The sequence below is a fragment of the Rickettsia endosymbiont of Rhinocyllus conicus genome (assembly GCF_964026465.1).
Classification (GTDB): Bacteria; Pseudomonadota; Alphaproteobacteria; order Rickettsiales; family Rickettsiaceae; genus Rickettsia.
Map to the genome: position 1 here is coordinate 648,335 of NZ_OZ032155.1, position 18,835 is coordinate 667,169.

The window sequence follows — 18,835 nt, forward strand, 5'->3', positions numbered from 1 at the left end:
TTCTTCATCTATTAGAGGTATAAATATTATATTATGAGGCAGTCAGGCAGAAAAAGCAATCAATTACGTCCTATTTCATTAGAATTATCTCCTCTTATTAACGCAGAAGGCTCATGTCTTATTAAAATAGGCAACACTCATGTTATGTGTAGTGCAAGTTATGATACGACAGTACCGCCATTTTTACGTAACCAGAACAGAGGATGGATTACCGCAGAATATAGCATGCTCCCGGGTTCTACAGCTCAGCGTAATAAAAGGGAAGCGGTGCAAGGTAAGCAGTCAGGTAGAACGCAAGAAATACAGCGTTTAATTGGGAGGGCGATGCGTTCGATAATTGACTTACAAAAACTTGGTGAGCGACAAATTACCATAGATTGTGATGTGATTAATGCCGATGGAGGTACTAGAACTGCCGCTATAACAGGGAGTTATGTAGCTTTGCATTTAGCTATTAGATCATTAATGAAGAAAAGAATTCTGAAAGTAAATCCATTAATTAACCAAGTTGCTGCCGTTTCTTGCGGTATATATAAAGGTCAACCTATATTAGATTTGGATTATTTAGAAGATAGTGACGCTGAAGTAGATAGTAATTTTGTGTTTGCAGGTAATGGAAACTTAATTGAAATTCAAGGAACGGCAGAGAAAGAACCTTTTTCTGAAGAGCAATTTTTAGAAATGTTAAAACTTGCAAAAGCTGGTGTTTCAGAATTGTTTAAACTACAAAATCAAGTATTACTCAATTTACAATGACTAAAATAAGACTTGATGAATTTTTACTGCAAAAAGGTTTTGCCCCAAGTATCCAAATAGCACAAAGTCTAATTATGCAGGGTAAAGTGCATAATAAACATGAGCAATTAACCAAAGCCGGAACTCAAGTTAATGTAAATGATAAGGATATTAAGGTAAAATTGCCGAAGCATAATTATGTTTCAAGAGGAGCATTAAAGTTAATTAAGGCTTTAGATCATTTCAAGATTAACCCTAGCGGTATGGTTTGCATTGATCTTGGAAGCAGTACTGGCGGTTTTACGGAAGTTTTATTGGAGCAAGGTGCAAAGTTAGTTTTTGCTGTAGATGTTGGTTATGGCGAGCTGCATCATAGATTGCGTGACAATCCACAAATTATAGTACTTGAGAAAACTAATGCACGATATTTAACCGAAAAACAAATAACTACTCAGCCTGATTTGATAGTTTGTGATGCAAGCTTTATTAGCTTAACCACTATTCTGCCTGCTTCATTTGCTTTAGCTAAGAAAAATTGTTTGCTTATAGCTCTAATTAAGCCGCAATTTGAAGTCGAAAAGCAGGAGGTAGAGGAGGGGGGAATTATTAAAAATCCGTTACTCCATCAAAAAGTGTGCAATAAAATTAAAGCTTGGCTTGAAGAAGAACATAATTTTGAGATATTCAGTATTGTAGAAAGCCCGATACTTGGAGCTAAAGGAAATAAAGAATTTTTAATAGTAGGGCAGAGAAAAAAGACACTTTAAATCAATTTATTATTAATTGCATCCTCTAATGTATAATTATTAAGTGTTTTTATAAATGCATTGCTTGCCTCCTTAATAAAATGTTTAAATTGGCACGAATTAGTGATTCTACATTGATTAGTATCCTTATTAAAACACTCTACTATATCCATATTAGGCTCTAACTTCTCTATTATATCTCCAAGTTTTATAGAAGAGGGGTTAGATGCTAATCTAATTCCACCTCCTTTTCCTTTACTACTAGTTATATATCCTAATTGTGCTAATTTGTGTATTACCTTTACTAAATGATTAAGCGAAATATTATAGTATTCTGCTATTTCTTTTATACTACAAATTTTCTCCTGTTTAGATGCAAGATATATAAGACTACGTAATCCATAATCTGTAAAACTTGTTAACTGCATAAAAATTTTATTTTTTATCTTGAATATACAAAAAAACATTTATATAAGTCTATATTATAGTGGTAGAATGACTAAAGAATCTTTAAGCGATATTTTAGAAAATTATGATAGCCATTATGAAGTTTGTACTTCTAGCTCTTTTAGTACTGCTATACAGCAGACATTAAAGGGATGGGGTGTTGAAGACGTTAATATTCATGTAGAGGGATTCGGTTCGATACCAGAAATTCTTGATTCAGCATTAATAGGTGTCTGTCCGTTTCATTAAACATATAGTTCTTTTTATTGTTAAATAAATATTGCTTATATATATGAACTAGTGTATTCTGCCTTTTTAAGGGATACAATATTGGAATTAAAAAAAGGTGGGTTATCCCGCCTTTTTTGTTATAAAAGCCAAAGAATGCAAACTATTGAACAACAAATAACAGATTTGATACAAGAAACCTTAAAAGATATGGGGTTTGAAGTAGTGCTTGTACGTGTTAAAGGTCTAAGCTCTAAAGTAGTCGAGATATTAATAGATAGGCTTGATGATCAAAAAGTAACGGTAGAAGATTGCACTAAAGCAAGCAATACTATTTCGGCTATTTTAGATGTTGAAGATTTGATAGAAGAGGCATATTATTTAGAGGTTTCATCAAGTGGTGTTGAACGTCCATTAGTAAAATTTGAAAATTATAAAAGATTTGTAGGACGAGAAGTTAAAATTAAGCTTAAAGAGTTGTTAAATGGTAGAAGCCGTTATCAAGGTACGATAATTGAGGCTAAAGACGATAAAGTATATTTAAAATGGGAAAACCAAGAAGTAATAATTAATTACGATTTAATTAAAAGTGCTAACCTAGTTTTAACAGAAGAAATGTTTAAAAAATTATTAGGTTCTGAGAATAAAAGTAATACAAGGTAATGTAATATATGTCTAATATAGGTAACATAGAAATTTTACAAATTATAGATTCTGTAGCTCGTGAGAAAGGAATATCAAAAGAAGTTTTGATATCAACTGTAGAACAAGCAGTGCAAGTAGCAGGGCGAAAAAAATATGGCAATGAATATAATATCAAAGCACAAATAAATAGAAAGACAGGTGAAATAAATCTTTTAAGAGTGCTTAAAGTAGTAGAAAATGTAGAAGATTATTTAACACAAATTTCACTTACCGAAGCTTTACAAAAAGATCCTGAAGTTAAAATTGATGGTGAAATATATGAATATTTGCCTTCTATTGATCATGCGAGAGTAGCAGCTCAAGCCGCAAAACAAGTCATAACACAACGTGTTATAGAAGCAGAGCGTGAAAAACAATATCATGATTTCAAAGATAGAAAAGGTGAAGTTATAAATGGTGTTGTCAAAAGAATAGAATATGGTGATATAATAGTTGACCTTAACCGTGCTGAGGCAATAATAAAGAGAGAACAACAGATTAAAGGTGAAAATTTTAAAGTTGGTGATCGTGTTAAAGCATATGTACAAGATGTAAGACACGAAACAAAAGGTCCACAAATCTTTTTATCTAGAGCAGATGATAGGATGCTTGCTAAACTATTTGAGTTAGAAGTTACAGAAATTTATGAGGGAATGATCGAAATAAAAGCAGTAGCACGTGATGCCGGTTCAAAAGCCAAAATAGCTGTATTTGCTTCAGATAGTAGTGTAGACCCGATAGGTTCATGTGTTGGTATTAGAGGCAATAGGGTAAAAGCTATAACAAATGAGCTAAATGGAGAAAAAATTGATATAATATTATGGAATAGGGATGTTGCACAGTTTATAATCAATGCTCTTGCACCTGCTGAAATTTTAAAAATTCTTATTGATGAAGATAAAAGAAAATTAGAGATAGTAGTTTCACAAGAGAATCAAAGCCTTGCAATAGGTAGAAGAGGACAAAATGTAAGACTTGCTGCTAAACTTACAGGATGGAATATCGATATAATGACTGAAGAGCAAGAGTCAAAACGAAGAAATGAAGAGTTCGTAACTTCTACAGAATTATTTATGGAAGCTTTAGACGTTGAAGAAGTAATCGGGCAGCTTTTATCAGTTAGTGGATTTAATACAGTAGAACAAATTGCAAATAGTGATGTTAATGCTTTAATGAATATTGAAGGTTTTGAAGAGGAGCTTGCTGTAGAGATTAGAAATAGAGCTATTAATTATGTTAATCTCAAAAATGAAAAGATTGTTAAAGAACTTGAAGAGCTTGGAGTCGAACAAGAATTAATAGACATATTAGAAATACAACCTGAATTAATACTAAAATTTGCTGAATATGGTATTAAGACCATAGAAGATTTAGGTGAAATGAGCGTAAATGAATTTAAAAATTTAGCTCCAAATTCTAATATAACAGATGAAAATATTAAATTATTAATTAAGACGGCTAAACAACATAGCGAGCTAAAAGAAGAATAAAAAAATTTTGGTGTCATATTTGTCATTGCGAGCCACTGAAAGTGGCGTGGCAATCTCGTGAGAATGTCCTGAGATTGCTTTGTCGCTACGCTCCTCGCAATGACGGTCTCCAGTTAAGGCACCATATTACTCTAGCAAAGGGTTCTATTACTAAACACAAAGGTTTAAATATGACGGATAACCAGGAAAACAAACCCAAAAAGTTGACACTTAGCAATACGAAATTGTCACTTAACAAGTCTTTTGACTCTCTTGCGAGTACTCAAAATTTTGTTAATGCTAAGTCGAAAACATTAGTAGAGGTTAGAAAAAGCTCTAGTGGTTCTACTACTACCCTTTCATTAAATAAAGAGAAAGGTAGTTTAGAAACTGGTTCAAGTAGTGGTAGTGAAGAATTTAACAGACGCTTATCTATTCTAAAAAAAGCTGCAGAACAATCAAAATTAAATGATAATTCACAAATAAGTACTTTAAGTAAACTTGCAAGTATTAATCAATCTATTGCTTCACAAGAAGATCCTATAGAAGTTGAGCAAGAAGAAAGCAGCGATACTAACAAAGTTAAAGAAGAGACAAAAATAGAAGAAGTAAAAGATACTGAGGAGTCTGCACTTCAAACTCCTAAAAAGAAAGAGGATATTTTTGTAAAATCTCCGTTAGTAGGAACTAGAACTCGTTATGGTATAGAATCGGAAAAAGATGTAGATAAAGTAACCGAAAATAAGGTGATTGCACCAAAACCTAAAGTTGAAGAATCAAGAAAGTTTAAAAAGACTGACCTCTTTAATATGGTTGGTGACGATGAAAACGACAATAGAACTAGAACTAGAAGTCTTGCTTCTATAAAAAGAGCAAGAGAAAAAGAAAAGCGTAAATCATTAGTACAAGCCCCTGAAAAAGTATATAGAGAAATAACGCTACCTGAAGTTATTGGTGTTGGTGATTTTGCAAATGCAATGTCTGAGCGTGTATCTGATGTTATTAAAGAGTTAATGAAGCTTGGCATCCTTGCTAATGCTAGTCAAACAATTGATGCAGATACTGCAGAATTAGTAGCCACACATCTAGGTCATGCTGTCAAAAGAGTCCAAGAATCGGATGTTGAAAATATCTTAATTACCAATGATAAAGAAGAAGATTTAAGATCACGTGCACCAGTTGTTACAGTTATGGGGCATGTTGACCACGGAAAAACTTCTCTACTTGATGCTCTGAAATCTACAGATGTAGCATCCGGTGAGACAGGGGGAATTACCCAGCATATCGGTGCTTATAGAGTAACGCTTGCTGATGGTAGAGCTATTACATTTATTGATACTCCTGGTCATGAAGCTTTCTCAGAAATGCGTTCAAGAGGGGCAGGTGTCACTGATATAGTTATCATAGTAGTTGCAGCAGATGACGGAATTAAGCCGCAAACTGTTGAAGCGATTAACCATGCAAAAGCAGCAAATGTTCCTATAATAGTTGCCATTAATAAGATAGATAAGCCTGATATTGATATTGAGCGTGTAAAAAACGAACTCTATATGTATGAAATTATCGGCGAGGAAGCTGGTGGTGATGTTATGGTTATTCCGATCTCGGCACTTAAAAAAATTAATTTAGACAAGCTTGAAGAAGCTATTTTATTAATTGCAGAAATGCAAAATTTAAAAGCAAGTCCATTCGGATCAGCTAGCGGTGTCGTGATCGAATCAAAAATCGAAAAAGGAAGAGGTGCGTTAACAACCATGCTAGTTCAGCGTGGTACTTTAAAAAGTGGCGATATTATAATAGCTGGAACTGCGTATGGTAAAGTCAAAAAAATGACCAACGATAAAGGAATAGAAGTTTTAGAAGCTACCCCATCCGTTCCAATAGAAATTCAGGGCTTGAGTCATGTTCCTCATGCCGGTGATATGTTTAACGTAGTACAAACTGAAAAGCAAGCAAAAGACATAGCAGAATATAGGGAGCGAGTTGCTAAAGAAAAGAAAATATCTATAGCACCACGTTCAAGTCTAGAAGATTTATTCTTAAAAGCTTCTGGTAGTAGTAAAATTAAAGAATTACCTTTAATTATTAAAGGTGATGTTCACGGGTCAGTTGAAGCTATTGCTGGTAGTTTATTAAAATTACCAAATGATGAAGTTAAGCTCCGCATTCTTCACAGTGGTGTAGGTCCTATAACAGAATCGGATGTATCACTTGCTCATGCTTCTTCAGCTATCATTGTTGGTTTTAATGTTAGAGCAGGTGCAAACGCAAAAACTGCTGCAGAGAAAGAAAAAGTTGAAATTAGATATTACAGCATAATATACGATCTATTAGATGACGTGAAAGCAATTATGAGCGGAATGCTTGATTCGATTATCAGAGAACAATATATTGGATCAGTAGAAATTAGGCAGATATTTAACATTACCAAGATTGGTAAAATCGCTGGTTCTTATGTCACTAGAGGTATTATTAAGAAAGGAGCAGGAGTACGCTTATTACGTGATAATATAGTAATTCATGAGGGTAAGCTGAAAACTTTAAAACGCTTTAAAGAAGAAGTTAAAGAAGTCAGAGAAGGCTATGAGTGTGGTATCGCATTTGAGAATTACGAAGATATCAGAGAGGGCGATACAGTCGAGGTATTTGAGCTGATTCAAGAGAAAAAACAGTTATAACTTAGTTCCCGTCATTGCGAGAAGAAACTGTAAGTTTCGACGAAGCAATCTAGTAAAAAAATACTAATAATATTAGTATTTTTTATTATTTTTTGGATACTGTGATCAAGCAATTAGATGACACCAAGAGTGTTTTTTGATCCACGCGGGCAAGCCTACACGGGAATGACATATAATATATGACTATGGAACTTACCGGAAATGAGTTAATTAAGTCCAAGCTTATAGATATCCCTGAGCGTTCAGGGGTCTATCGGATGTTTGACGCTAATAAACAAGTCATTTATGTCGGTAAAGCTAAAAACCTAAAAAAGCGTCTTACTAATTACATTAAAACAGATTTAGATACTAAAACGCTTCGGATGGTTGCAAATACTTGCTCGTTAGAGTATAGCATTACTAATTCTGAAGTCGAAGCACTGCTTTTAGAAGCTCAGCTAATCAAAAAATTTCAACCGAAATTCAATATTCTTCTTAAAGACGATAAATCTTTCCCTTTCATCAAATTACGTTTAGATCATGATTTCCCGCAATTGCTAAAATACCGAGGCAGAGCCTTAAATGATGGGAAGTTTTTTGGTCCGTTTGCTTCAGCAACCGAAGTTAACACTACTTTATCAGAACTACAAAAAATCTTTAAACTACGTTCCTGCACAGATAATTACTTCAATTCACGTACTCGTCCTTGCCTACAATATGAAATCAAGCGTTGTTATGCTCCATGTGTTGGTAAGATTAATAAAAAGGATTATGCAGAGCTAGTAGGGCAGGTTAAAGATTTCTTGCAAGGACGCAGTAAAGAACTCCAAGAAAATCTATCGAAGAAAATGGAAGAGTTAAGCGAGCAGATGCGTTTTGAAGAAGCGGCAGACATCAGAGATCGTATTAAGGCATTGAGTTATGTACAGCTTAAAGCTGGTATTACGGATATTGTTAAAGATGCAGATATAATTGCTATTGTAGAAAAGAATGGGCATTATTGCGTAGAGGTATTTTTATATAGAATAGGGCAAGCTTGCGGTAATATTCCGTATTTCCCTACTTCTACTGAAAATAGTACTAAAGAAGAAGTGTTAAGGCATTTTTTACTGCAATTTTATCAAAAGCAACAAGTGCCTCCGGAAATTATTATCAATCATGAAATTGATGATAAAGATAATATCATAGAAGCGATTAGGAGTATTAATGATTTTGCTAAGCTTAGCATTACAATTCCTGCTAGCGGCGGTAAGCTTAAATTAGTTCAAAATGCTGAGGAAAATGCTTTATTTTCACTTGAGCAATATTTAAAGAAATTTACTAAAAATCAAGAACTTATGTTTGAGGTTAAAGAGTTATTTAATCTTCCTGAAATTCCTGAGAGAATTGAGGTTTACGATAATAGCCATATTCAAGGTAAGTTTGCCGTCGGGGTTATGATAGTTGCTGGTAAATCCGGTTTTGATAAAAAAGAATATCGGGTTTTTTCGTTGTCATCCCGTGACTCGATCACGGGATCCAGTAAATCAACAAACAATGATGGTGTTAGTTGTTTTTTGGATACCGTGGACAAGCCACGGTATGACGCTGTAGGTGATGACTATGAAATGCTAAAACAAGTCCTTACCAGAAGGCTTACACGATTAAAACAAGAGCCGCATAGGTTGCCAAGCTTGATGATTATTGATGGGGGGAAAGGACATTTAGGAATTGTTAAAGAAGTGATGAACAAGCTTCAAATGGATATTCCGTTTGTTTGTATGTCAAAAGGTCCTGATAGAAATGCTGGTCTTGAGCAGTTTCATATGGTAGGTAGAGAAGTATTTACCTTGAACAAGAATTTACCGCTCATGAAATATTTACAAATCCTACGGGATGAAGCTCATAATTTTGCAATAAAGAATCATAGACTTAGTAGGTCACGTGCTATAAAAGTCTCAAGCCTTGATGAAATAGAGGGAATAGGGGATACACGTAAAAAGGCATTACTGCATTATTTTGGTTCATATAAAGCAGTATCAGATGCGACGCTAGATGAGCTTTCTAAAGTAAAAGGCATTAGTAAATCACTTGCGAAAATGATCTTTAATGCCTTGCATAAAAATTAAGCTATTAAGCTTTGTCTGTAGGGTTATTAGTAGTAGTGTTATTAGACTCACCTAACAATTTTTTTGCCCAAGCTTGTGCATCATCATTAGTATGTACAACAGTATTATCATGATGCTTATCATATTCTTCAGCAAAAGCAAGTTCTTCAGGTGATAAAAAGTCGTTATCTTTATTGTTTGGTTTCTTGGACATATTATTACCTACCTATTTGATTATTTTTCTTTATTATAACATTTTTATTAGTATTTGGCAATGGATTAGAGTTATTAGATTGTAATTGATTCCCTAACTGTGATCCAATCATTTGAGCTTCATCTGTAACTTTTGTATAGCTTACTTTTATACCTAAATTACTATCATTAAATTTATAAGTCGGAGTTTTTTATGATAATCTTCGCTATATAATTCCTGTGGGTTTTGTGCTTTAGGATTTAAGTTTTGTTTACGTAAAAATTCATCTAACCTAGTTTTATCGTGTATCTCTACTGTTTTTTCTTTAAGATTACCTTGTTCTATTAATATCGGTTTTTTACCTCTTTCCACATCATTGTCTACTATTTTATATTCAATATCTTTTCCAATATTCTTAGACATAATATCATGAAAATTCTTTGGGACATTAATATTTGCATTGATAACGCCAGTTTAGGATAAGGAGGTCTGAGGATAAGCAAGTAGTGTTAGAAATTTTTTAGATTTATTGAAATTAAAAGCATTTACGCAAGAAAGTATATGAACTAAGAAATTAATAGGGGAGCGATGTCTTGAATGTTCAAGGTTCATGCTGTTTTTTAGTACATTAAATACTGATTCAATTATTGATCTGCTTTTTAAGAGTATTTTATCTTCTATATCTAATAAATGATTTTTCATATCCTTGCGAATCCCAGTAAATAACCGTAGCCCACGACTAAATAATTTAGCGGACATTTCCTTAGAAATATAAGCCTTGTCTCCAAATAATTTACCCCATAATCCTTTGGTAATTGAGTCTACAGCAGATAAATCACTAGCATTACCCTTTGTTATTTTAATTGCCATAATCTGACCTTTATTATTAATTACAATATGTAATTTAAATCCCATAAACCATCCGTAACTACTCATACCTATTTTAGCAATGCCACTAAACACTTTATTATTATTTGTACGTTTTGCATGACATATCGATAATTTGGTTGAATCAACAAAATATATACCAGTCTCATCTCCTGTAAATAATTGTAACATTATAGTTAAAGGTAATACTAATCTTGGCCACAACTGGATTATCCGACTGTAACTAGGAAGACTAAAATATCCTCTATATTTACATGATAGATGATATAAATAATAATTCTTAAAATCTTTGCATGGAGATATATAAAAATATAATACTATAGTTATATAGTTCTGAAAGCCTTAAACTCCCTGATCTCCTACGCTTCCTAACGCTGGGTATTAATTTGCTTTCTTCCCATTCTTCGTAAACTTTACAATAATTATCTATTATACAAAATAGAGTTATGATACATCTTTTCATTGTTGAGTGCATATTTTTTTGATTCAAAATCTATGTAACTCAACACTCCTCTCTTGTAAATACCCTGCTTTATTATCTTTATTCCTTACACTCTTATCCTAAACTGGCGTTTATAATATAATCAGTTGGTACAAATCGTTGTTCTTCTTTTCCTCGTTCATATGCTCTTTCTACACATTTTTCTGTCGGAATTGAGATAACATCAATTAAAGTTTTTCCTCCATTTTTAACTGCCATATCAAGTATATATTGATTAGGCATTATAGTATCAACTAGCATATCAGGAGCTTTATTGTCGTTAACTTTTTTCTCATATAAACGATATGACATATTAGAAATAAATCCTGCTTCTGCATGATTAAGAGCTGATCTATTCTCAATTTTACTAGTAGGTGAGCTATCATCTATAAAATCTCTATGACTATCAGTGTTAATTTTTACTATATCAGCCCAATTTTTTCCTTCCCCTTGATTGCTTCTGATCTACGCATTGCTACAGATGTCCCTTTTCCGGATGCTGGTGCCCCATAAAAACAATAAGTAGTTCTATCTTTTGAATGTTCAGTTAATTTTTTAAATCCTTGACTTTCTGCTTCTTTTACTAATTTTGGTTCTAGATCAGATATTATTGTATCTTCTAAAGCTTTCATTCTAGTTTTATCAAATAATATTTTTTCCAAATATTGTTCTGGTGATTTTGAGTGTGATTCTTTAGGTAATTTGGAATAATTTGTGTTTATAGTTTCATATAAATTTTTTGCGTCTAGTTCTTCTTTATTTAATGTTGTTGTATCGGTATTATTAATAACTTTAGAAGCTAAAGCTTCGGCTTGAGATTTTGAGTCTATAGTTACCTTATTGTCATTGCTAAAGTAAAGGGGACCACTAAATTGCACGAAAAAGGGACCAGAGAATTTGGTGTAACCTAATAAGGTTATAATGTGCAATATTCACTAGATAATTAATTAAAATAAATATCTAGTGATACAATGATAAGAATAAATATGTACACAACAATTATCACCCTTTATAAGCAAGGCAACAGTCAAAGAAATATTGCCAAACTAACAAGGATAGACCGTAAAACAGTAAGAAAAATAATAAATCGTTACGTAGAGTCTGGTACAGAATATCCTGCACCCTATGAACGATCTTCAGCACTGGATTCTTGGCACGAACAAATAATTGAGTTATTAGAAAAGAATCTAAGTTACATAAGAATTTTTGAAGAGTTAAAAATTCAAGGTTATACAAAAAGTTATGGTTCGCTAACCCGTTATATCAAAAAATATAAGATTCAGAATAACAGTTGCATTCGTTTTCATACTTTAGCAGGAGAGGAAGCACAAGTAGATTTTGGTGACATAGGCTTACAGTATAATGCCCAAGGGCGTAGAGTTAAAGCATATGTGTTTAATATGCGTTTAAGCTATAGTCGCCTTGATTATTATGAAGTAGTGTTTGATCAAAGTTGTAAAACATGGATACAATGTCATATCAATGCATTTAATTATTTTGCTGGTAGTCCAAAAGTAATAAAACTTGATAATCTTAAAGCTGGGGTGGTAGATAGCAATTTCTATGAGCCTGTATATCAGAAGGAATACAAACGTTTAGCTGATCATTATGGGATTTTACTTTCTCCTTGTCGTATATATCAACCTCAAGAAAAAGGCAAAGTAGAATCAGGCATAAAGTATGTCAAAAATAATTTTTTTGCTGGACGTAAATTTCATAGATATGAAGAATTAATACACGATCTTGCAAACTGGTTAAATAAAGCAAATAACCGAATACATGGTACTACTAAAAAAATTCCTCAGGAACTATTTGAGCAAGAAGAAAGTAATAATTTAATGCCCTTACCATTAGAAACGTTTGATTTATCATCGTGGCATAATCGAAAAGTAGCAAAAGATTGTCATATCACCATAGATAATAATTATTATTCCGTACCAGCAAAATATATATACAGTGAAGTATTGGTACAATTATCACCAAACCTTGTTCAAATATTTTCTATACAAAATGATTTAATAGCAAGGCACGTTAGAGTAGATGGCAAAGGAATATTTACCACTAATCCGTCTCATTATGCCAAATATAAACGTCTATGCCCAGGTTTTATAGAATATAGCGAACATTATCAACAACAAATGCAGCAGATAGGCAATAATTGCAGTTTATTATTAGAGTTATTACAACAAACACGAGTAAATGATTGGCAACGTTGTGCCAGAGGTATTATTTCTTTACGTAAGGTTTACAATGATGAGTTAATAGATAAAGCCTGTCATAGAGCATTACATTACGGTATAAGTTCTTACTCTAAAATTAAGAATATCTTAAATAGTAATGCAGTAAACTTACCATTGCCAGAGTTTGGAGGTCAGAATGCAGAACTTGCTTAATGACCTACGTAGTTTTAGATTATCAGGTATAGTCAATAGCTTAAATGAAAGGATTATTTATGCTCAAAATAATAAACTAGGATTTAAAGAATTTCTCTCACTATTATGTGAAGATGAAAAATCTCACCGTAAGGATAATAATTACCGTCGTCGTAAAAATGCTGCTAAATTACCGGTAACTAAAAATTTAGAAGACTTTGATTTTCAGTTCCAACCAAGTATTGATACCAAAGTAATAAGTGATTTATCTACTTGTGATTATATTAATACTAAGGGCAATGTCATATTCATAGGTAATTCTGGAACTGGCAAAACTCATCTTGCTATTGGATTAGCATTAAAAGCTTTAACACGAGAATACTCTGTATATTTTACTACGGTATCGGATATGCTTTATAATTTACATATTGCAAGAGCAGATAATAGCTATCACAAAAAAGTTAAATTACTCTTATCATTTGACTTATTAATTCTTGATGAGTTAGGTTTTAAGCAATTACCAAAACATTCAGTAGATGATTTTTTTAATATTATTGCTAAACGATATGAAAATAAATCTACCATTATCACCACAAACAAGGATTTTGAAAGATGGAATGAAATATTTGCTGATGAGTTATTAACTCATGCAATTATTGATCGAGTAGTACATCATGCACATATACTAAACATCACAGGTAAAAGTTATCGTATTAATAACTATAAATCTGGAGGTAATATGACATAAAAAATTTTAAATAAAGTGGTCCCTTTTTCACGTAATTTAGTGGTCCCTTTTTATTTGACAATGACACTTATTTACCTTTTCTTCAAATTCCTTGCTGTTACTATTAACCCACCAATTAAATACCTGACATAATAGTTGCAAATACTAAAATATAATGTTAGAATGAAATAATGCTAAAAAAAGAAGATTTTAGGACATTATCAACGAGTGCACAAGCAGCTTTAAGAAAAGTTGCATTAAGAGCAATTGATAAAGGAGAAAAACAATCAGATGTATCAAATCTTATAGGAGTAACACGTCAGACTATTAGTAACTGGGTTAACAAAAGAAGAAGAGGTGATAAATATGCAATAACTGGCAAGTCTAGAGGAAGAAAGACAGGAGAGAAAAGAATAATAAATGAAATGCTGGGTAAAAAAATACAAGATTATATAAATCACTCTAGACCAGAAGATCACAATATCAAATCTGCACTATGGTCAAGAAAAGCTATTAATGCCCTGATTAAAAAATGCTGTGGTTTCTTTTTGCCATTAAGTACGATTGGAGAATATTTAAGAAGATGGGGATATACTGCACAAAAACCAAAGAAATTAGCTTATGAGCAACAGCCAAAACAAGTTCAAGTATGGCTAGATGAAGAATATCCCGCAATAGTAAAACAAGCACAAATGGAACAAGCTGAAATACACTGGTGTGATGAAGTGGGTATAAAATCAGAATGTCAGGTGTTACAGAGCTATTCTTTAAAAGGCAAAACACCCGTAGTTATTCATAAATCAAAACGATTTACTATAAATATGATATCAACTGTTACGAACAATGGTAAACTAAGGTTCATGTTATATGAAGATACACTAAAAACAGATATATTTATAGAATTTCTAAGAAGATTAGTGAAATCTGCAAGAAGGAAGATCTTTTTAATATTAGACAATTTAAAAGTACATCATAGTAAAAAAGTATACAGCTGGACAAATAAGCATAAAGATAAAATTTCTTTGTTTTTTTTGCCTCCTTATACTCCACAACATAATCCAGATGAATACTTAAATAATGACTTAAAAAGAAATGTAAATAGAAAACATATACCTCTTACAAAAGATGAGTTAAAATACAATCTTAAATCTTATTTACGTTGCTTACAGAACAATCCTAAACATATACAAAAATTGTTCCAAGCCGATGATGTTAAATATGCCTCTTAAGTCAGGTATTTAATTGGTGGGTTAATATATTCTAATATGTAGGAATGTAATTTTTCAAAAGTAGGTTTTAAATCCGCTTCTTTTTCTATTTGCAGGTTAGTGTTTATAATAGCAAGAGAAGCATATTTAGCTATACGTGTTGCCGGTAAGCTAGCTACACTTGTTAAATCATTTGTACCTGTTAGTATTATATGTTCAGCAGTTGTTCTAGCGGAATTTTCTGAATTTTTAATAATAGTAGGAATTTCTGTATCTGTTTTTTCATTACTTAAATCTTTTGCCTTGCTAAGTGTATCAACTCCTGTAACTTCCCAGGCTTCATTTTGTTTATCTTTCATAATTATTAATTGTTTTTTAAATAAAATTGATAATAAGATTATTTGATGCATCATCAAAATAAATTAATAGTTGAATTTAATTTTAGTAGAATAGTAGTGTATTTTTGCAACTTATATTATTATTAAGTATTGATATAATTATTGTTAAGTTTTGAAATATTTTTCAAAATTATATTTGATTATTAATTAAAAAATTGATACTATATTAAATAATTAACTTTTTATTAAATAATGAGAAAGGGGATATGATTATATTTAATTTTAAGGATAAGTTTAGTTATTCACATTTGTTAGAAGTTTTAAAAACCAAATATAAAAACACAGGATATGACGGATAAGTATATATCATATACTAAAGTTGAATCATTAGAAGATATGGTTGTTAATGATAGAATAATAAGCTGTTATGATATTTGTAAAATATCCTTTTCTTCTGGAAATAAAAAATTAGCTATGCCTGAGGGTATGGTATATTCTGGGTTATCTGAAGTTACTGCTGAAGATGTGATGCATTTAATGGGACATGAAAGTATAGTTATGTAAAGTGCCATCTAGTTGCTTGCTAACTAGAGCCATATATCATTTCTGCATAGGCTTTATTGCGTGGATACCAAATCGTCATGAGCTACGCGACTGTAAGGAGCGTGGCAATCTCATTAAACATCCTGAGATTGCTTCATCAATTACTTCGTAATTTCCTCGTAATGATGACTCTCAATCTATGCGAGAATGACCTTTTTCTAAACCTTAACTAATATATGTCTTTTTTTACCGGCAGAGAGTTTAATAACCTTATTATCAACTAAGAAAGTAGTATTAATTATCATATTCTCGTCTTCTATAAGCTGATCATTTACTTTAGCTCCTTTTCCTCTTATAAGCTTACGTGCTTCAGATTTAGAGGTAGCAAGCCCAGCTTCATGAAATAGTTCAAACGCAGTAATGCCTGCTTGTAACATTTTCGGCTCTAGAACTATGGTGGTTAAATTTTCGTCAATTTGTCCTTGTTCAAATATTTTTACTGAAGTCTCTAAAGCGGTATTGGCTTCTTGCTCTCCATGACAAAGTTTAGTCAATTCATAAGCAAGCTGCTTTTTAGCGGCATTAATATCCGTACTTGCTAAATTTTCAAATGCTGTAAGCTCTTCACTTGTTAGCTCACTATATAATTTAGCAAATCTAACCACGTCAGCATCTTCACAGTTACGCCAATATTGGTAATAATCATAAGGGCTTAGCAGATCTTCATTAAGCCATACAGCACCTGCAGCCGTCTTACCCATTTTAGCACCTGAAGCAGTTGTAAGTAACGGCGTTGTCATACCAAACACTTCTTTGCTACTTATTTTGCGAGTTAAATCCGCCCCCATTACGATATTACCCCATTGATCACTACCACCAAGTTGCAGACTACAATTATAATGTTTGCTTAAATAGTAAAAATCATAGGCTTGCAGCAACATATAGTTAAATTCTAAAAAGCTCAAATGCTGCTCCCGCTCTAGTCTAAGCTTTACCGAATCCATAGTAAGCATACGGTTTACCGAGAAATGGCTGCCAAAATCTCTTAGGAAATCTAGATAATGAAGTGAGTCTAACCACTCCGCATTATCGAGCATAATAGCATCACTTTCACCGTCACCGAACTTGATGAATTTAGACAGAGATTTTTTGATGCCTTCCGCATTTTTAGCTATATCTTCCTTGCTTAAAATTTTACGTGCCTCATCTTTCCAAGTAGGATCACCGATTTTACTCGTACCACCGCCAATAATCACTATTGGCTTATGCCCATGCTTTTGAAGTAGTCGCAATATCATTATCTGCATTAAACTACCAATATGTAGCGATGTTGCAGTGCAGTCAAAGCCGATATAAGCTGCGATCTTACTTTCTTTTGTTATACTGGTTAACCGCTCTAAATCGGTACATTGGTGGAAATATCCTTTATTTATAAATTCTTCTATAAAAGTCATATTATTAATTTCAAAAGCCATTAAACCACGCAGTTTGGTATATATTAAGTAAATTGTCAATATTCAAGAGTGTCATTTAGGTAATAATTTTATATTTATAATATACTTTAACCTAAATTAATTTTAATTAACTTGTTAGCATTTTTAAATAATGATTTAATTAAATAAACTTAATAAGGAATTTTGATATGTCAAAAGATAGTGATGGAAAAGGAAATACACTTACTAAGGAACAAAAAGAAAAAATTATCTTAGAAAGATTAGAATATGTTGAAAAAGATATAAAAAATTTAGAAAATTTTGCAGCAGCTCAATTTGCAAATAAAGTTAAAGCTAACAAAAAACCAATCGACGTAAAGGATGAAGAGTTTCAAAAGGAATTAAACGCAACAATAGAAACGGAAAAGAATCAGCAAAGTAAAACTGGAGGGGTAAATGCGGTAATAAGCCTTAAAGCAACTTTAACAGATTTGAGGGAGTATTTAGTAGAAAAAGGCGTTCTTCCAGCGGTTTCTGATGGAAAAGATTTTGAAGAATTTCCTGCAATAAAAGAAAGAATAAATAATTATGATAAAGAATTTAGAGAAAAGTTTTCAACTAATGAAAAAGTGAAGGCAGCAGTAAAAAATCGTGTTGAATATGAAATTATAAATGAATCTTTGGATTTTAAAGAATTGAAAAATGATCAATATATACCATTAGATAAAGAAGCCAATAAAATACTTACTAATCAAATATCTAATGAAGTAAAAATACCTGAAGAGCTTTATGAAAAAATCATGAAAGGTAATGAACAACTTAGATCAAAATTAACATATCAAATAATTAGACCTGAAGTAGAAAAAGCTTTTGGTAATCCTAAATTTAATTTTACTCAAGATGGTTATGATTATGAAATAACCACTTTAGATAATTCCAAACTAACTCCAGAAAATATAGCAAATTTTAAAAACTCATTAAATGATAAACTTGAAAAAGCCAATGATAAGTTAATAGCGACAGAAAAATTAATGGATAACGTTAAGGCACAAAATCCTGATCTTACCGATACTCAGCTTGAGCAATTTGAAAAAGCTTTATCTAAATTAGATACCAAAAATTTAACCCAGCATAAAGATACATTGGTAAATACGATAAATGAAACAAGTAAAATCAAACTTGGATTTGCTGAAAAAATTTACACCATGGTTACCGGAAAAGATCAAGAAGTATATCTAAACAATAAAATAGATGAAATATTGAATAAGAGACTTTCTAGCATTATTAGCTCTCAAACTCCTAGTGTTCAAAGTCCAAGTTCTCAAAGTGCTAATATTAAGCAAGTTTTAAACAGCCCAACAAGTAATTTTGCCAAAACAAAAGAAATGCAAAAATCCATGAATAGAGAAAAAAGTTCTCAAAGTGCTGATATTAAACAAGTTTTAAGCAATCCAACAAGGAGTTTTGTTAAAACAAAAGAAATGCAAAAAGCTATGAATAGAGGAAGTATGATAAACACATCAAGCTCTATTTCAGTACCTACTACTCCTAATAAATCTATATCTAATAAAAGTAAACAAGATGAAAGATCTAGATAAC

At 32.0% G+C, this 18,835-nt stretch carries 20 protein-coding genes; 12 read left to right on the top strand and 8 right to left on the bottom strand.

Features of this window, described 5'->3' with window-relative positions:
- The first annotated feature begins 33 nt into the window (after nucleotides 1-33).
- Together rph and AAGD54_RS03455 are read left to right on the top strand one after the other, a co-directional pair.
- On the top strand, nucleotides 34-756 hold the full coding sequence (rph, locus tag AAGD54_RS03450; protein WP_341789119.1) for a ribonuclease PH: 723 nt from the start codon (nucleotides 34-36) through the stop codon (nucleotides 754-756).
- Nucleotides 753-1,502, top strand: a complete 750-nt coding sequence (locus AAGD54_RS03455; RefSeq protein ID WP_341795011.1) for a TlyA family RNA methyltransferase — start codon at nucleotides 753-755, stop codon at nucleotides 1,500-1,502. Before rph ends, AAGD54_RS03455 begins: the two co-directional genes overlap by 4 nt.
- Here the strand turns inward: AAGD54_RS03455 and AAGD54_RS03460 are convergent.
- On the bottom strand, nucleotides 1,499-1,909 hold the full coding sequence (locus AAGD54_RS03460; RefSeq protein WP_341789121.1) for an Rrf2 family transcriptional regulator: 411 nt from the start codon (nucleotides 1,907-1,909) through the stop codon (nucleotides 1,499-1,501). The genes AAGD54_RS03455 and AAGD54_RS03460 overlap by 4 nt on opposite strands.
- A gap of 67 nt (nucleotides 1,910-1,976) precedes the next feature.
- Between AAGD54_RS03460 and AAGD54_RS03465 the strand changes: the two genes are divergently transcribed.
- The 5 genes from AAGD54_RS03465 (at nucleotide 1,977) to uvrC (ending at nucleotide 9,074) form a co-directional block, all read left to right on the top strand.
- Nucleotides 1,977-2,177 carry a hypothetical protein gene (locus AAGD54_RS03465; RefSeq protein ID WP_341795012.1) on the top strand — a complete coding sequence of 67 codons (201 nt, stop codon included), beginning with the start codon at nucleotides 1,977-1,979 and terminating at the stop codon, nucleotides 2,175-2,177.
- 135 nt (nucleotides 2,178-2,312) lie between these two features.
- Complete coding sequence (gene rimP / locus AAGD54_RS03470) at nucleotides 2,313-2,819, top strand: ribosome maturation factor RimP (RefSeq protein WP_341789218.1); 507 nt, start codon at nucleotides 2,313-2,315, stop codon at nucleotides 2,817-2,819.
- A gap of 8 nt (nucleotides 2,820-2,827) precedes the next feature.
- Complete coding sequence (gene nusA / locus AAGD54_RS03475; RefSeq protein ID WP_341795013.1) at nucleotides 2,828-4,330, top strand: transcription termination factor NusA; 1,503 nt, start codon at nucleotides 2,828-2,830, stop codon at nucleotides 4,328-4,330.
- Between the two features lie 170 nt (nucleotides 4,331-4,500).
- Nucleotides 4,501-6,987: a translation initiation factor IF-2 gene (gene infB, locus AAGD54_RS03480; protein ID WP_341795014.1), complete on the top strand. Its 2,487-nt coding sequence runs from the start codon at nucleotides 4,501-4,503 to the stop codon at nucleotides 6,985-6,987.
- A gap of 179 nt (nucleotides 6,988-7,166) precedes the next feature.
- A complete protein-coding gene (uvrC, locus tag AAGD54_RS03485) occupies nucleotides 7,167-9,074 on the top strand; it encodes an excinuclease ABC subunit UvrC (RefSeq protein ID WP_341795015.1) in 1,908 nt (635 codons plus the stop codon).
- A 4-nt stretch (nucleotides 9,075-9,078) separates the two neighbouring features.
- Here uvrC and AAGD54_RS03490 read toward each other — a convergent pair whose 3' ends face one another.
- From AAGD54_RS03490 to AAGD54_RS03510, 5 genes are all read right to left on the bottom strand, one after another.
- Complete coding sequence (locus tag AAGD54_RS03490) at nucleotides 9,079-9,267, bottom strand: hypothetical protein (RefSeq protein ID WP_341795016.1); 189 nt, start codon at nucleotides 9,265-9,267, stop codon at nucleotides 9,079-9,081.
- Nucleotides 9,268-9,420: 153 nt separating this feature from the next.
- Entirely contained in the window at nucleotides 9,421-9,669 is a 249-nt protein-coding gene (locus AAGD54_RS03495; RefSeq protein WP_341795017.1) for a hypothetical protein, read from the bottom strand.
- A gap of 51 nt (nucleotides 9,670-9,720) precedes the next feature.
- On the bottom strand, nucleotides 9,721-10,461 hold the full coding sequence (locus AAGD54_RS03500; RefSeq protein WP_341795150.1) for an IS982 family transposase: 741 nt from the start codon (nucleotides 10,459-10,461) through the stop codon (nucleotides 9,721-9,723).
- Nucleotides 10,462-10,690: 229 nt separating this feature from the next.
- Nucleotides 10,691-10,927 (bottom strand): hypothetical protein, encoded by a 237-nt coding sequence (locus AAGD54_RS03505; protein ID WP_341795018.1) that lies wholly within the window; start codon nucleotides 10,925-10,927, stop codon nucleotides 10,691-10,693.
- 110 nt (nucleotides 10,928-11,037) lie between these two features.
- On the bottom strand, nucleotides 11,038-11,493 hold the full coding sequence (locus AAGD54_RS03510) for a hypothetical protein (protein ID WP_341795019.1): 456 nt from the start codon (nucleotides 11,491-11,493) through the stop codon (nucleotides 11,038-11,040).
- 108 nt (nucleotides 11,494-11,601) lie between these two features.
- On the opposite strand from AAGD54_RS03510, the gene istA reads away from it, so the two are divergent.
- The 3 genes from istA (at nucleotide 11,602) to AAGD54_RS03525 (ending at nucleotide 14,943) form a co-directional block, all read left to right on the top strand.
- The gene (gene istA, locus AAGD54_RS03515) at nucleotides 11,602-13,008 is read left to right on the top strand and encodes an IS21 family transposase (RefSeq protein WP_341794291.1); all 1,407 of its coding nucleotides are present in this window, start codon (nucleotides 11,602-11,604) and stop codon (nucleotides 13,006-13,008) included.
- The gene (istB, locus tag AAGD54_RS03520) at nucleotides 12,992-13,735 is read left to right on the top strand and encodes an IS21-like element helper ATPase IstB (protein ID WP_341794290.1); all 744 of its coding nucleotides are present in this window, start codon (nucleotides 12,992-12,994) and stop codon (nucleotides 13,733-13,735) included. The genes istA and istB overlap by 17 nt, the downstream gene beginning before the upstream one ends.
- 170 nt (nucleotides 13,736-13,905) lie before the next feature.
- Nucleotides 13,906-14,943, top strand: coding sequence for an IS630 family transposase (locus AAGD54_RS03525; RefSeq protein WP_341794233.1), 1,038 nt, complete (start codon nucleotides 13,906-13,908; stop codon nucleotides 14,941-14,943).
- Here AAGD54_RS03525 and AAGD54_RS03530 read toward each other — a convergent pair.
- Complete coding sequence (locus AAGD54_RS03530) at nucleotides 14,940-15,335, bottom strand: hypothetical protein (RefSeq protein WP_341795020.1); 396 nt, start codon at nucleotides 15,333-15,335, stop codon at nucleotides 14,940-14,942. The two genes, AAGD54_RS03525 and AAGD54_RS03530, sit on opposite strands and share 4 nt — an antisense overlap.
- A gap of 273 nt (nucleotides 15,336-15,608) precedes the next feature.
- On the opposite strand from AAGD54_RS03530, the gene AAGD54_RS03535 reads away from it, so the two are divergent.
- The gene (locus AAGD54_RS03535; RefSeq protein WP_341795021.1) at nucleotides 15,609-15,824 is read left to right on the top strand and encodes a hypothetical protein; all 216 of its coding nucleotides are present in this window, start codon (nucleotides 15,609-15,611) and stop codon (nucleotides 15,822-15,824) included.
- 197 nt (nucleotides 15,825-16,021) lie between these two features.
- Here the strand turns inward: AAGD54_RS03535 and tyrS are convergent, their stop codons facing one another.
- Complete coding sequence (gene tyrS, locus AAGD54_RS03540) at nucleotides 16,022-17,257, bottom strand: tyrosine--tRNA ligase (protein ID WP_341795171.1); 1,236 nt, start codon at nucleotides 17,255-17,257, stop codon at nucleotides 16,022-16,024.
- 188 nt (nucleotides 17,258-17,445) lie between these two features.
- Here tyrS and AAGD54_RS03545 point away from each other — a divergent pair, with 188 nt between their 5' ends.
- Nucleotides 17,446-18,834 (top strand): hypothetical protein, encoded by a 1,389-nt coding sequence (locus AAGD54_RS03545; RefSeq protein ID WP_341795022.1) that lies wholly within the window; start codon nucleotides 17,446-17,448, stop codon nucleotides 18,832-18,834.
- The last annotated feature ends 1 nt before the right edge of the window (nucleotide 18,835 follow it).

What these genes read in the sequence shown, in the direction of transcription:
- AAGD54_RS03505 (WP_341795018.1), bottom strand. Translation starts at nt 10,927, where the DNA reads ATGTCATATCGTTTATATGAGAAAAAAGTTAACGACAATAAAGCTCCT.
- AAGD54_RS03530 (WP_341795020.1), bottom strand. Translation starts at nt 15,335, where the DNA reads ATGATGCATCAAATAATCTTATTATCAATTTTATTTAAAAAACAATTA.
- rimP (WP_341789218.1), top strand. Translation starts at nt 2,313, where the DNA reads ATGCAAACTATTGAACAACAAATAACAGATTTGATACAAGAAACCTTA.
- AAGD54_RS03495 (WP_341795017.1), bottom strand. Translation starts at nt 9,669, where the DNA reads ATGTCTAAGAATATTGGAAAAGATATTGAATATAAAATAGTAGACAAT.
- AAGD54_RS03545 (WP_341795022.1), top strand. Translation starts at nt 17,446, where the DNA reads ATGTCAAAAGATAGTGATGGAAAAGGAAATACACTTACTAAGGAACAA.
- nusA (WP_341795013.1), top strand. Translation starts at nt 2,828, where the DNA reads ATGTCTAATATAGGTAACATAGAAATTTTACAAATTATAGATTCTGTA.
- tyrS (WP_341795171.1), bottom strand. Translation starts at nt 17,257, where the DNA reads ATGACTTTTATAGAAGAATTTATAAATAAAGGATATTTCCACCAATGT.
- AAGD54_RS03460 (WP_341789121.1), bottom strand. Translation starts at nt 1,909, where the DNA reads ATGCAGTTAACAAGTTTTACAGATTATGGATTACGTAGTCTTATATAT.
- AAGD54_RS03490 (WP_341795016.1), bottom strand. Translation starts at nt 9,267, where the DNA reads ATGTCCAAGAAACCAAACAATAAAGATAACGACTTTTTATCACCTGAA.
- infB (WP_341795014.1), top strand. Translation starts at nt 4,501, where the DNA reads ATGACGGATAACCAGGAAAACAAACCCAAAAAGTTGACACTTAGCAAT.
- AAGD54_RS03465 (WP_341795012.1), top strand. Translation starts at nt 1,977, where the DNA reads ATGACTAAAGAATCTTTAAGCGATATTTTAGAAAATTATGATAGCCAT.
- uvrC (WP_341795015.1), top strand. Translation starts at nt 7,167, where the DNA reads ATGACTATGGAACTTACCGGAAATGAGTTAATTAAGTCCAAGCTTATA.
- AAGD54_RS03525 (WP_341794233.1), top strand. Translation starts at nt 13,906, where the DNA reads ATGCTAAAAAAAGAAGATTTTAGGACATTATCAACGAGTGCACAAGCA.
- AAGD54_RS03535 (WP_341795021.1), top strand. Translation starts at nt 15,609, where the DNA reads ATGACGGATAAGTATATATCATATACTAAAGTTGAATCATTAGAAGAT.
- istA (WP_341794291.1), top strand. Translation starts at nt 11,602, where the DNA reads ATGTACACAACAATTATCACCCTTTATAAGCAAGGCAACAGTCAAAGA.
- istB (WP_341794290.1), top strand. Translation starts at nt 12,992, where the DNA reads ATGCAGAACTTGCTTAATGACCTACGTAGTTTTAGATTATCAGGTATA.
- AAGD54_RS03455 (WP_341795011.1), top strand. Translation starts at nt 753, where the DNA reads ATGACTAAAATAAGACTTGATGAATTTTTACTGCAAAAAGGTTTTGCC.
- rph (WP_341789119.1), top strand. Translation starts at nt 34, where the DNA reads ATGAGGCAGTCAGGCAGAAAAAGCAATCAATTACGTCCTATTTCATTA.